The organism is Dryocola clanedunensis subsp. sulfonylureivorans, assembly GCF_016756775.1.
GTDB lineage: Bacteria > Pseudomonadota > Gammaproteobacteria > Enterobacterales > Enterobacteriaceae > Dryocola > Dryocola clanedunensis.
In genome coordinates this window covers 60,228-71,931 of record NZ_JAERMU010000024.1, presented here as the reverse complement: position 1 = coordinate 71,931, position 11,704 = coordinate 60,228, and the positions used below count along the sequence as shown (strand labels likewise).

The following is an 11,704-nucleotide window of genomic DNA, read 5'->3' as shown; positions in this document are numbered from 1 at the left end:
GGCGGCGCTGGGTGCAGTAATGCGCAAGCTGGTGCACATGTGCTTCGGGGTGCTTAAAACACGCCTGCCATGGGATGAAAATTATGCAGCTACCGCTTGACGTTCAAGACGGTAGCTACGGGTTGAGCGTAGGGCGGTGGGCCCATGTTTGTTCCGCAAAATTATTATGTGCTCCCCGAAAAAGAAGCATCAATCGTGCGACTAGCCGTAAAATTTTATTACTAGTAATGCAATTGGTGTGGGTATAGTCGGTGTTACAATTTCAGGCCTGATAATTCGACTCCACGCTTACTTTTGGCCGCATGGTTTAAGTAACCTTTCTGAATCAACGGGAAAACATGAATAACTTTGCCCTTCTGGCCTGCAGAAAACTGCTCTTTCTGGACGTTGTCGAGGCGGCCAGACACATCGGAAACGTTGAGCCCCGCACCTGGCGCTACTATGAGTCAGGGCGCAGCTCCCTGCCCGAACCGATCATGAAAAAAATGCACTCGATGCTGCACCGCCGTGAAATCCTGTTAAACGACATGCGCGTTCAGGCTCAGGAGCACAGGAAGCTGGGGCAGGGCAGGCAGGTGGTGCCGTTTTACGTCACTTTCGAACAGTTTCGCGAGGAGACGGGGCACGATGACGTGGTGGAGTGGCGGCTGGATATGTCGGTTAAAAGCGCCCTGTATATCGAAGATTTGCTCGTTTTCTACTGACCAGCCTGTTCCTGAACGGAACGATTCGCCAGCGGTAAAAAAGCCCCACGGGAGGGGCTAAATAGACAGTTCGGTTTTTTATAATTGTTCAGGCCCGCCGGGGCAGGCCTGCGTTTTTACCAGCCGTAAGAGACGCCAGCGCCTGTTACGAAGTTGTGCTGTGAGTCGTCAGAGACGGAAGCCTTCACCACCACGTTTTCCGTCGCACGGGCAGAGAAGCCCACCGCCAGCGCAGATTCGCTGTCAGCGGTACCCACGCCTGCACCGACAGAAAAGTCCTGGGTGTTAGTGACCTGAGGAATGTTCGCCATCGCCGCCACGCCTGAAATCCCCGCAGAAGCACGCTTACGGTTGTCATCCACCTGAGATTTCAGCTTCGCAAAGTTGCTGGTGGTCTGGCTTTCAAGCGTGCCGATGTGCTGCTCGTTTAACGCTTCTTTACTTTCAGCATTAACCAAACGCTTGTTGGTTTCGCTGAGTGATTGATGGTTTTTTTCAGCGTAAGTATACGCAGCATCGGCACGGGACTGTGCTGTAATACTGGTAGTTTTTGCCTGTTTAACATCTTCCTTGAACGTAGAAATAGATGCTGTATTTTGATTTATCAGCGAACGATTTGACGTGTTCTCACTGTGGTTCAATTCTGTTTGGGTAGACAGAACCTGGGGTGAGGTGCGGGCCTGATTAGCAGCAGTCAGCTCTGCTCCATGTTCAGCATCAGTCTGAGCCGCAGTGCGGGCCTGGTTAGCAGCAGTCAGCTCTGCTCCATGTTCAGCATTAATCTGAGCCGCAGTGCGGGCCCGGTTAGCAGCAGTCAGCTCTGCTCCATGTTCAGCATCAGTCTGAGTCCCAGTGCGGGCCTGATTGGCTGCGGTAAGTTCTGCACCATGTTCAGCATCAGTCTGAGCCGCAGTGCGGGCCTGGTTAGCAGCGGTAAGTTCAGCACCGTGCCTGGCTGCGGTTTCTGCTTTAACATACTTATCAAGCTGTTCCTGAGCGAATTGATCCCCTGCTTTAGCCTGAGCTTTCAGATCGTCAAGATCGGCATAATGATGTGTCTGACCCATTGCTCGATAGGGGCTATCTGAAGAAGATATTGGTAAATCAGGTTCTTGTGCAATTAACAAAGAAACCTGTGGAGTAGTTAACCCCTGTGCTTGTGTAGTTGTTTTGCTAATACGAGCTTCACGAACATCAGTAACAAATTTATCAGCTTCAGAATAGCTATAACCAAGTCGTGATATTACTGCTTCCCTCGCGTGGTAATAATCGTAATTGTTATTCAGGGCGTTTTGAACGTCCTGAATCGTCGCGTTCATTGTGTCAGTGTTAATGCTATTTTCCGCTGCGTGAACAGTTGTTGTACCTGAAAAAATAGCTAATAAAGCAAATGCAATTTTACGGCGATTCATATATTTTGGATCTCGGTGATCAAGGCTAGTTTTTAACCCACGGCGCTCCTGGCAGAGCCTATGTCGCGGGTTTGGTCATCATCGTGTGCTCTGACCTGGCAGTCAGGGCGCACAATTCAAATCTTCTACATCGAATCCTTTCAGCTTCATCCAGCTCTTAACAGCGTCGGCTACGATCTCCTGCTGTTTGATCCCTGTTTGCGCAGCCACAATCTTGAGCTGCTTTTTCATCTGGGCCGGGAGCTTCCCGGTAAACACCACCCACTGCGTTGGGGCGCCTGCCGTCTCGGTCGCCAGCTTTTTTTGTGCTGACATAATTTGAAACCTTATTTCAAATGATTCTCATTTGTTCCTCACTGGGAACGAGCAAATATTACTCGTAAGGTAATATTTGCAGCAAGACATTTTTTTGCATTTCTTTGCGTTCCGAATTAAGTCATTGAGCGTGCATATAAAATAGGTCACACAAAAGCAGCACTAATACACAAGAAAGTACGTAAGTTGGCGTATATCAACATATTTAACATTTGGTATTTTCTATTTCATACGAAAGATGAACATGAAATATTCAGATTATTTATGTTTTGTTGATGCTGGTCAATATTCGAAATGTGATAATACCCATTGTAAACCATTTGCTACAATGCATCTTTTTTGCGGCATAAATAATGCGACATTTTGTGCGGCGACGATAAAAGATTGTGGGATGATGCCGATGCTGCAAATATGGTGAAGTAACCAGGGGACAGTGCGGGAAGCAGAACGATGGAAAACACATTTGCAGAAGAGTTTTATCGCCGGGTAGAAGCGATCAAAGCGCGGGCGAAGAAGGCGGATACGAATATTACCCACCTGTGCCGCGTGGCGGGCGTGAGCAGGACGACGCCTGAACGCTGGGAAAAGCGCGTGCCGAAATCAATCGCGATTATCGACCAGATGATGGAGGCCCTTGCGGAGATTGAACGCGCTAATGCAGCCGAGGAAAAAGCCTTTCAGGAGCTGCCGTCCCGCGAGCGGCAGCGGCTGCTGGCTGAAGAAGAGGAGCGGAAGCTGGAAGAGGAGCGTCAGCGCAGGGAACGGCGTAACGAGCAGCGGCGCTTAAGCCGGCAGAAGAGTAAAAACGCTCAATAGCTGTTACCCGCCGGCCATTGCCCGGCGGGAAGTCAGCTCACTTCTTTCCCAGCGGCACCACCAGCGGCGTGTGCGCCACCGGATCTTCAATAATCATGCAGCGCAGGCCGTATATCGCTTCGATTAATTCTGGCGTGACGATCTCTTTCGGCGCGCCTTCGGCGACAATCTTCCCGTCGCGCAGCGCAATTAAATGCGTGGCGTAGCGGCAGGCCTGATTCAAATCGTGCAGCACCGCCGCCAGCGTATACCCCTTCTCACGATTCAGATCGCTCAGCAGCTCGAGCAAATCAATCTGGTGGCTGATATCCAGCCAGGTTGTTGGCTCGTCCAGCAGCATGATCGACGTTTCCTGCGCCAGCACCATGGCTATCCACGCCCGCTGGCGCTGCCCGCCGGAAAGCGTGTCCACGGGCTGATCGGCCAGATCCTGAATATTGGTGGCCCGCATGGCGCTGGTCACCGCAAGCTGGTCCTCTTCGCGCCAGCGGGTAAACATGGGCTGATGCGGGTAACGTCCACGGGCAACAAGCTCTGCCACGCTGATATCCCCCGGCGCGCTGGCATTCTGCGCCAGCAGGCCGATGCGTCTGGCCACTTCTTTGGTGGCGAAGCGGTGGATCTCCTGACCGTCCAGCCAGACGTTGCCCGCCGTGGGTTTCATCAGGCGGCTTAGCGTGCGCAGCAGCGTCGACTTACCGCAGCCGTTGGGGCCGATAATAGCGGTGAACTTCCCGTCCGGGATGGCGACGGTCAATCCTTCGGCCACCACGTGCGTACCGTATCCGAGAGTAAGCTCGTCGCCGTGCAGGCGCGGCGGAAGTGACAACTGGCTCATTTCTTACGGGACTCCTGAATCAACAGCGCGATAAGGTAGATGCCGCCTAGGCTTACCGTCACTACGCCCACCGGCAGCTGATACGGCATAAACAGCCGCTGGGCGCAGAGATCGGCGGCAAGCAGCAGCGCGCCGCCGCACAGCGCCGACTGGAGTAATCCCCAGCGGGTCGTGCCGCTCAGACGGCGGGCAATGTGCGGGGCAATCAGCGCGATAAACGAAATCGGCCCGGCAAGGGCGGTGGCGGCGGCGGTGAGGATCACGGCGGCCAGCATCAGCATCAGGCGGGAGCGCTCAACGGAGACGCCCAGCGCGCAGGCGCTGTCGTCACCCATCTCCAGCAGACGCATGCGCCTGACCAGCAGCGCGCCCGCGAGCAGCGCCAGCAAAATGATCGGCACGGCGGGGAAGAGCTTCGCCCAGGTCAGCCCGTTGAGCGACCCGGCGTTCCAGAGACCGGCGGAAAGCGCGGTTTCCAGAGAGGCGTGGAGCAAAAGCCAGGTGTTAAAGGCCATCAGCATGGCGCGCACGCCAATGCCGATGATAATCAGCCGGAAGGTTTCAATGCCGTTACGCCAGGCAAACAGCCAGACCACCAGCGCGGTAATAATGCCGCCCGCCATCGCCGCGGCGGCAATGGCCGCCTGATGCTGGCCGAAAAGCACCATCGCAATCAGCACGCCGCTCCACGCCCCGGCGTTAAAGCCCATGACGTCCGGGCTGCCGAGCGGGTTACGCATCAGCGACTGGAAAACAGCCCCGCTCACGCCAAGCGCGCCGCCGATAAGCAGCGCCATCAGCACGCGGGGCAGACGCCACTCTACGACCACCAGCGAAATATTACGCGGAGCAGAACCCAGCAGCGCCTCGACGACCTGCTGCGCAGAGAGTGGCAGCACGCCGCTCCCCAGGCTCCAGATGCCCAGGCCCGCGCTCAGCGCAGCCAGCAGCAGGCACATTGCTATCAGGCGAGGGGATGAACGGTTCACAGGCCCGCCCCCTTACGCTGGCGTCGCACCAGGTAAATCAGCATCGGCGCGCCGATAAACGCGCTAACCACCGAAACGCGCAGTTCACCCGGCACCAGCAGGCGGCCAATAATATCGGCCAGCAGCAGCAGGGCAGGGGTGGCAAGCAGCGTAACGGGAAGCGACCAGCGGTGATCGGCGCCCACCAGCCAGCGCGCCAGATGCGGCATCATCAGGCCGATAAAAGCGATGGGGCCAACCGCAGCGGTGGCGCTGCCGCACAGCAGAGTAATGGCGAGCAAACCCAGCAGCTGGGTACGCGCAACCTTGCTGCCCAGCGCCGTAGCGGTGTCGTGCCCCATGCTCAGGCTGTTCAGCGAGCGGCTTATCAGCAGGGCGACGGCACAGCCCACCAGCAGCGGGCCAGAAATAATTTTCAGCGTTTCTAAAGTGCGGATGTCGAGCGAGCCGGCCTGCCAGTAGCGCAGCTGGTCAAACACTTCGGGGTTAAGCAGGGCGATGCCGCTGCTCAGACCTTCCAGCACCGCCGCAAGCGCCACGCCCGCAAGCGTCAGACGAACCGGGCTGAGCTGCCCGCCGCCCGCGCTGCCGGTAAACGCGACTACCAGCGCGGCTGAAAGCGCGCCAAAAAATGCCAGGCCCAGTAGGGATACGGGAGACGACAGGCCCCAGACCGCCGCGCCCAGCACGATAGCAAAGCTGGCTCCGGCGTTGACGCCAAGCAGACCGGGGTCGGCAAGCGGGTTGCGGGTGAGGGTTTGCATCAGCGCCCCGGCAAGGCCAAGCGCGCCGCCGGCCAGAATGCCCGCCAGCGTGCGGGGAAGGCGTGCGTCGAGCACGATCGTGCAGTCCGCGCTTCGACACTGGCCGCCCAGGGCGTCCAGCACAACCCCTACCGGCAACGATTTTGCGCCCAGCAGCAGGCTGAGCGTCGCCATCAACAACAGTAAAAATGTGATAATCAGCAGGACGGAGATCCGTGCTGACAACCTTGAAACTGACATAAGCCCGCCTGGCAAATCACCTTATGTGAAATTAAATGATAGAGATTGCTGACAAAGAGGGAAAAAGCGTGGTTTTTCCCTCTTTGTGGTTTGCAGCCGAAAATCAATTAATTGATTTTCCTTATCTTTTATTTAGTGACATCTGCACGTCTTAAGACGAAAACAGACTATGCGTCAATATTAATGATAGTTATTATCATTATCACTCTTATTTCTTTATGGTAGCATGAGCCGCCTCGCCCCCGAAAATAAAAAATCGCTTTAAGGCCATGTAATGAACCGCAATTCTCTGTTGTTAAACCTCAGCCTGCTGAAGACCCACCCGGCGTTTCGCGCGGTGTTCCTCGCCCGTTTTATCTCTATTGTCTCTTTAGGCCTGCTCGGCGTTGCCGTACCGGTACAAATCCAGACGCTGACCCACTCCTCGCTGCAGGTCGGTCTTGCCGTGACGCTGACCGGCAGCGCGATGTTTATTGGTTTAATGATGGGGGGCGTGCTGGCCGACAGGCACGAGCGCCGCCGCCTGATCCTGCTGGCCCGCTCCACCTGCGGGATTGGTTTTATCGGCCTGACCCTCAACGCCTCGCTGCCGGAGCCATCGCTTGCGGCAATCTATCTGCTCGGCGTGTGGGACGGGTTCTTCGGCGCGATTGGCGTTACCGCGCTGCTGGCCGCCACCCCTGCGCTGGTGGGGCGTGAAAACCTGATGCAGGCGGGGGCGATTACCATGCTGACCGTGCGCCTGGGATCGGTGATTTCACCGATGATCGGCGGGCTGCTGCTTGCTTCCGGCGGCGTGGTGTGGAACTACGGGCTGGCCTCCATCGGCACGTTCGTCACGCTAATTCCGCTTCTTAGCCTGCCGCGCCTGCCGCCTCCGCCGCAGGCGCGGGAGAATCCTTTCTTGTCTCTGCTCAACGGGCTGCGCTTTCTGATTAGCCATCCGATTATCGGCGGCATCGCGCTGGTCGGGGCGCTGCTGACGATGGCGAGCTCGGTGCGCGTGCTCTATCCGGCGCTGGCCGGGCACTGGCAGATGAGCGCCGGACAGATTGGCCTGATGTATGCCGCCGTGCCGCTGGGGGCGGCGATTGGTGCGCTGACCAGCGGGCGGATTGCCCACCACGCGCGCCCTGGCGCAATCATGCTGGCGAGCGGCATCGTGTCGTTTATCGCCGTGGGCGTGTTCAGCCTGATGCCGGTCTGGGGGCTGGGTCTGGCCTGCCTGGCCCTGTTTGGCTACCTGAGCGCCATCAGCTCCCTGCTGCAGTACACCCTGATCCAGACGCTGACGCCGGACGGCATGCTGGGGCGCATCAACGGTCTATGGACGGCACAGAACGTAACGGGCGATGCAATAGGGGCGGCGATCCTGGGTGGCATGACGGTAGCGATGACGCCAGTTGCGGCAGCCAGCTCCGGTGGCCTGGTATTGGCTCTGACTGGCGTCGTGCTGGCGCTGGTGCTTGTTCAGCTGCGCCGTTACCGGCAGGCCGCTCCGGTGGAAGCGGTGTAGATTTTGCCGGATGACGCTGCGCTTATCCGGCCTACGGGTTGGGTTGGGATGGGATGGTTTTGTCGGATGACGCTGCGCTTATCCGACCTACGGACTGACCTACGGACCGGTAGGGTGGATAAGCGCAGCGTCATCCACCGTTAATTTTTTGAAAATAGCGCGGTCATGTGCTCCAGCACCTGGGTCGCGCTGTAGTAATCCAGACGGAAGGTTTCGGTGCCAAGCGGGTAAACATGTTTGTTCTGCACCGCGGGCAGGTGCGACAGCAGCGGGTTAGCTTCCAGAGCGGCGGCGTCTTTCTCGTTACCGGCAAACAGGAACAGGCTCTCGCCGTTCAGACCCGTGGCAAGGTTTTCACCGCCAAGCTGAACTATATCGTGGCGCTTGCCCATGCTCTGGCTGGTGTGCAGCGCCGCGGGCAGCGTGGCGAGCGTAAAGCCGAGCTGCTCCAGAAGCTTGCCCTGAGCGGATTCCGGCGTCCACAGGTTCGCGGAGCGTGAGGCTGGGGTGTAAACCAGCGCGCTGACCGGCTGCGGCGGCAGATTAATTTTCGTTTTGGCCTCGCTGAGCTGCTTATCAAAGCTTGCGATGCGCGCGGCGGCCTGCTTTTCGTGACCGGTTATTTTGCCCAGATCGGTGAGCACCTGCTGCCAGCTCTTGTCGTCGTAGTTGATAACCAGCGTCGGGGCGATGGCAGAAAGCTGATCGTAAAGCGCGACCGCGGAATCACCTCCGGTGGCGCTGATAAGAATCAGGTCGGGCATCTGCGCGGCGACGGCTTCGGCGCTCGGTTCGCCGATATACAGGCGCTGCACGTTGCGCTGCTTCGCTATTTTGCCCCACTGGCGCATGTAGCCCTGGTCATCGGCTACGCGGTTTCCCGGCGTTGTCGCGCCGCTGGCAATCACGGGCGCATCTATCGCCAGCAGCGAACCTGTCAGCGTTACGCTTGTGGAGACGATGCGCTGTGGCGCCTGCTCCAGGGTGTGCGTTCCCCGGCTGTCGGCGATCTGGCGCGGCCAGTCGGCGGCGTGAACGAAATGGCTGAGGGACAGAAGCAGCAGTGCGGTAAATCTGATTTTCACTCGGGGACATCCTGTTGAAATTAAAGGCTGGCGGTGGATGGCGCTGCGCTTACCCATCCTACGGGCAGAGAACCCCAGGTCGGATAAGCACAGCGACATCAGACAAAAATGCTCAACTGTTGACAGTACGATCGTTTCTCTTTAGGTTACCAGCCCGAAATACAAATGATAATTATTATTAATGACATTTATCATTTTTCTAACGGAGGACGCATGGATACGTTACTGGCCGAGGAGCCACAGAACAAGCAGCTAACCCCTTGTGCGGATAGCTTTTTCTTTATGTCTCCTTATCGAAGTTTTCAAACGCAGGGCTGTTTTATGCGTCTGGAATGTCCCGCCGAAGAGGGAGCGGATCTGCACGGTGTCCTGCAAACGCAGCTGCGCGAGGCCTTTGCGAAGGCCAAAGAGCAGGGCATCGATAAGCCGATAGCGGTTGGCGCGATCCCGTTTGACCCGCGCCAGCCCTCCGCGCTGTTCATTCCACGGAGCTGGCAGACCTTCTCCCGCGCCCAGCGGCAGCAGTCGGCGGCACAGAGCAAGCCCGCAGGACAACCCGGCGTGACCGCACGTAAAGCTATTCCTGAACAGGACAAATTTATGGCGATGGTGGCGCATGCCGCTGCCGCTACCAGCCAGCCCCATATCGACAAAGTGGTGCTTTCCCGCCTGATCGATATTGAAACCGACGCGCCAGTTGATATCGATGCGCTATTAGAACGGCTGATCGCCCAGAATCCCGCCAGCTTCAACTTCCACGTTCCCCTGCCGGACGGCGGTTCGCTGATCGGCGCAAGCCCGGAGCTGCTGCTGCGTAAAAGCGGAAAAAACTTCAGCACGCTGCCGCTGGCTGGCTCGGCACGCCGCAACACCGCAAACCTCGAACGGGACCGCGAGACTGGCGAAACGTTGATGAAATCCAGCAAAGACCGCCACGAGCACGGCCTGGTGACGGACGCCATGCGAACCGTGCTGCAGCCGCGCAGCCTCTCTTTGTCGGTGCCGGAAGCGCCGGAGCTGATCACCACCCCAACGCTGTGGCACCTTGCCTCACCAATTTATGGCCAGGTGAAGGACGAGCGGGATAACGCGCTGTCGCTGGCCTGCCTGCTGCATCCAACTCCGGCTCTGAGCGGCTTCCCGCACGACGTGGCGCAGAAGCTGATTGCCGAGCTGGAGCCGTTCGACCGCGAGCTGTTTGGCGGCATCGTTGGCTGGTGCGACGCCGAAGGCAACGGCGAGTGGGTAGTGACAATCCGCTGCGCGCGGGTGGCGAAGAAGCAAATTCGCCTGTTTGCCGGTGCGGGCATCGTGCCTGCCTCTTCCCCTGAATCGGAATGGCGCGAAACCGGCGTCAAACTTTCCACCATGCTCAACGTATTTGGACTTAATTAAATGGCGATTGAATTTACCCGCTGGCCAGCGGATCTGGTCGCACGCTATCGCGAAAAGGGCTACTGGGCCGATCTGCCGCTTACCGACATCCTGAGCCGCCACGCAAAGAATGACGCGACTGCGCTTATCGACGGCGAACGTCGTTACAGCTACCGCGAACTGGAGCTGGCGGCAACCCGCCTGGCCTGCGCGCTGCAAAGGCGGGGCCTGCAAACGGGCGAAACGGCGCTGGTGCAGCTGGGCAACGTGGCGGAGCTGTATATCACGCTGTTTGCGCTGCTGAAAATCGGCGTTGCGCCAGTTAATGCGCTTTTCAGCCATCAGCGAACCGAGCTTGAGGCCTACGCAAAGCAAATCGAACCGGCGCTGCTGATTGCCGACCGCAAGCATAATTTGTTCTCACACGACGATTTTCTTGACGAGCTGTGCAGCCAGAACCCTTCGCTGCGCATGGCGGTGCTGCTCAACGAAAACGACCGCGACCGTTCCCTGACGGCGTTTATCAGCGAGCCGGAAGATAATTTTGTTGTCACCTCGAGCGCCGCCGATGAAGTCGCTTTCTTCCAGCTTTCGGGCGGCAGCACCGGTACGCCGAAGCTGATCCCACGCACGCACAATGATTACTACTACAGCATCCGCCGCAGCGTCGAAATCTGCCGGTTCGATGCAGATACCCGCTTTTTATGCGCCATTCCCGCCGCGCATAACTACGCGCTAAGTTCGCCCGGCTCGCTGGGCGTGTTCTACGGCGGCGGACGCGTGGTGCTGGCAAACGATCCGAGCGCCACGCTTTGCTTCCCGCTCATTGAACGCCATCAGATCAACGTCACCGCGCTGGTGCCGCCTGCGGTCAGCCTCTGGCTACAGGCCATTGGCGAGTGGGGCAGTAACCAGGCGCTGGCATCGCTGAAGCTGCTGCAGGTCGGCGGGGCACGGCTCAGCGAAGCGCTGGCGGCGCGTATTCCTGCGGAAATCGGCTGCCAGCTTCAGCAGGTGTTTGGCATGGCGGAGGGGCTGGTGAACTACACCCGTCTGGACGACGACAGCGAACACATCTTCACCACCCAGGGCAAACCGATGTGCCCGGACGATGAGGTCTGGGTAGCCGACGAAAACGGCAACCCGCTGCCGCACGGCGAAGTGGGCCGCCTGATGACGCGCGGGCCGTACACTTTCCGCGGCTATTACCGCAGCCCGGAGCACAACGCCAGCGCCTTTGACGCCAGCGGCTTCTACTGTTCCGGCGATCTGATCTCCATTGCCGAAGATGGCTACATCACCGTGCAGGGCCGGGAAAAAGATCAGATCAACCGCGGAGGAGAGAAGATCGCCGCCGAAGAGATTGAAAACCTGCTGCTGCGCCATGAAGACATTATTCACGCCGCGCTGGTGTCGATGGAAGACAGCCTGCTGGGCGAGAAGAGCTGCGCGTTTATCGTCGGCAGCCGCCCGTTCCGCGCCGTGGAGATCCGCCGCTACCTGCGCGAGCTGGGCATTGCGGACTTCAAGCTGCCGGACCGCATCGAAATTGTTGAGGTTTTGCCCCTGACCCCGGTCGGCAAAGTGGATAAAAAACGTTTACGCCAGCTGATTGCCCAAAAGGCGCTGGCTTCCTGATTGACGGAGACAT

At 58.1% G+C, this 11,704-nt stretch carries 11 protein-coding genes; 5 read left to right on the top strand and 6 right to left on the bottom strand.

Annotated features, from left to right (window positions below; translation table 11 throughout):
* Positions 1-338 precede the first annotated feature (338 nt).
* On the top strand, positions 339-704 hold the full coding sequence (locus HYQ67_RS20120; RefSeq protein ID WP_202306814.1) for an Aca2/YdiL-like domain-containing protein: 366 nt from the start codon (positions 339-341) through the stop codon (positions 702-704).
* 116 nt (positions 705-820) lie between these two features.
* On the opposite strand, the gene HYQ67_RS20115 is transcribed toward HYQ67_RS20120, so the two are convergent.
* Both HYQ67_RS20115 and HYQ67_RS20110 read right to left on the bottom strand, forming a co-directional pair.
* Positions 821-2,116: a YadA-like family protein gene (locus tag HYQ67_RS20115; protein WP_237391352.1), complete on the bottom strand. Its 1,296-nt coding sequence runs from the start codon at positions 2,114-2,116 to the stop codon at positions 821-823.
* Between the two features lie 102 nt (positions 2,117-2,218).
* Positions 2,219-2,431, bottom strand: a complete 213-nt coding sequence (locus HYQ67_RS20110) for a hypothetical protein (RefSeq protein WP_202306812.1) — start codon at positions 2,429-2,431, stop codon at positions 2,219-2,221.
* Between the two features lie 450 nt (positions 2,432-2,881).
* Between HYQ67_RS20110 and HYQ67_RS20105 the strand changes: the two genes are divergently transcribed.
* Positions 2,882-3,247, top strand: a complete 366-nt coding sequence (locus tag HYQ67_RS20105; RefSeq protein WP_202306810.1) for a hypothetical protein — start codon at positions 2,882-2,884, stop codon at positions 3,245-3,247.
* A gap of 37 nt (positions 3,248-3,284) precedes the next feature.
* Here HYQ67_RS20105 and fepC read toward each other — a convergent pair whose 3' ends face one another.
* The 3 genes from fepC to fepD are packed head-to-tail and all read right to left on the bottom strand — an operon-like array spanning position 3,285 to position 6,078.
* Positions 3,285-4,085, bottom strand: coding sequence for an iron-enterobactin ABC transporter ATP-binding protein (gene fepC / locus HYQ67_RS20100; RefSeq protein ID WP_202306808.1), 801 nt, complete (start codon positions 4,083-4,085; stop codon positions 3,285-3,287).
* Positions 4,082-5,044 carry an iron-enterobactin ABC transporter permease gene (fepG, locus tag HYQ67_RS20095; RefSeq protein WP_237391355.1) on the bottom strand — a complete coding sequence of 321 codons (963 nt, stop codon included), beginning with the start codon at positions 5,042-5,044 and terminating at the stop codon, positions 4,082-4,084. Before fepG ends, fepC begins: the two co-directional genes overlap by 4 nt.
* 26 nt (positions 5,045-5,070) lie before the next feature.
* Complete coding sequence (fepD, locus tag HYQ67_RS20090; RefSeq protein ID WP_202306804.1) at positions 5,071-6,078, bottom strand: Fe(3+)-siderophore ABC transporter permease; 1,008 nt, start codon at positions 6,076-6,078, stop codon at positions 5,071-5,073.
* A 274-nt stretch (positions 6,079-6,352) separates the two neighbouring features.
* Between fepD and entS the strand changes: the two genes are divergently transcribed.
* Complete coding sequence (gene entS / locus HYQ67_RS20085) at positions 6,353-7,594, top strand: enterobactin transporter EntS (RefSeq protein WP_202306802.1); 1,242 nt, start codon at positions 6,353-6,355, stop codon at positions 7,592-7,594.
* 140 nt (positions 7,595-7,734) lie between these two features.
* Here the strand turns inward: entS and fepB are convergent, their stop codons facing one another.
* Positions 7,735-8,679: a Fe2+-enterobactin ABC transporter substrate-binding protein gene (gene fepB, locus HYQ67_RS20080; protein ID WP_348519221.1), complete on the bottom strand. Its 945-nt coding sequence runs from the start codon at positions 8,677-8,679 to the stop codon at positions 7,735-7,737.
* Between the two features lie 213 nt (positions 8,680-8,892).
* On the opposite strand from fepB, the gene entC reads away from it, so the two are divergent.
* Both entC and HYQ67_RS20070 read left to right on the top strand, forming a co-directional pair.
* Complete coding sequence (gene entC, locus HYQ67_RS20075) at positions 8,893-10,074, top strand: isochorismate synthase EntC (protein WP_202306792.1); 1,182 nt, start codon at positions 8,893-8,895, stop codon at positions 10,072-10,074.
* Positions 10,075-11,691 (top strand): (2,3-dihydroxybenzoyl)adenylate synthase, encoded by a 1,617-nt coding sequence (locus tag HYQ67_RS20070; protein WP_202306790.1) that lies wholly within the window; start codon positions 10,075-10,077, stop codon positions 11,689-11,691.
* Positions 11,692-11,704: the final 13 nt, after the last annotated feature.

Excerpts from the sequence above, each read along its gene's own strand:
- HYQ67_RS20120 (WP_202306814.1), top strand. The coding sequence starts at position 339 with ATGAATAACTTTGCCCTTCTGGCCTGCAGAAAACTGCTCTTTCTGGAC.
- HYQ67_RS20115 (WP_237391352.1), bottom strand. The coding sequence starts at position 2,116 with ATGAATCGCCGTAAAATTGCATTTGCTTTATTAGCTATTTTTTCAGGT.
- HYQ67_RS20110 (WP_202306812.1), bottom strand. The coding sequence starts at position 2,431 with ATGTCAGCACAAAAAAAGCTGGCGACCGAGACGGCAGGCGCCCCAACG.
- HYQ67_RS20105 (WP_202306810.1), top strand. The coding sequence starts at position 2,882 with ATGGAAAACACATTTGCAGAAGAGTTTTATCGCCGGGTAGAAGCGATC.
- fepC (WP_202306808.1), bottom strand. The coding sequence starts at position 4,085 with ATGAGCCAGTTGTCACTTCCGCCGCGCCTGCACGGCGACGAGCTTACT.
- fepG (WP_237391355.1), bottom strand. The coding sequence starts at position 5,044 with ATGTGCCTGCTGCTGGCTGCGCTGAGCGCGGGCCTGGGCATCTGGAGC.
- fepD (WP_202306804.1), bottom strand. The coding sequence starts at position 6,078 with ATGTCAGTTTCAAGGTTGTCAGCACGGATCTCCGTCCTGCTGATTATC.
- entS (WP_202306802.1), top strand. The coding sequence starts at position 6,353 with ATGAACCGCAATTCTCTGTTGTTAAACCTCAGCCTGCTGAAGACCCAC.
- entC (WP_202306792.1), top strand. The coding sequence starts at position 8,893 with ATGGATACGTTACTGGCCGAGGAGCCACAGAACAAGCAGCTAACCCCT.
- HYQ67_RS20070 (WP_202306790.1), top strand. The coding sequence starts at position 10,075 with ATGGCGATTGAATTTACCCGCTGGCCAGCGGATCTGGTCGCACGCTAT.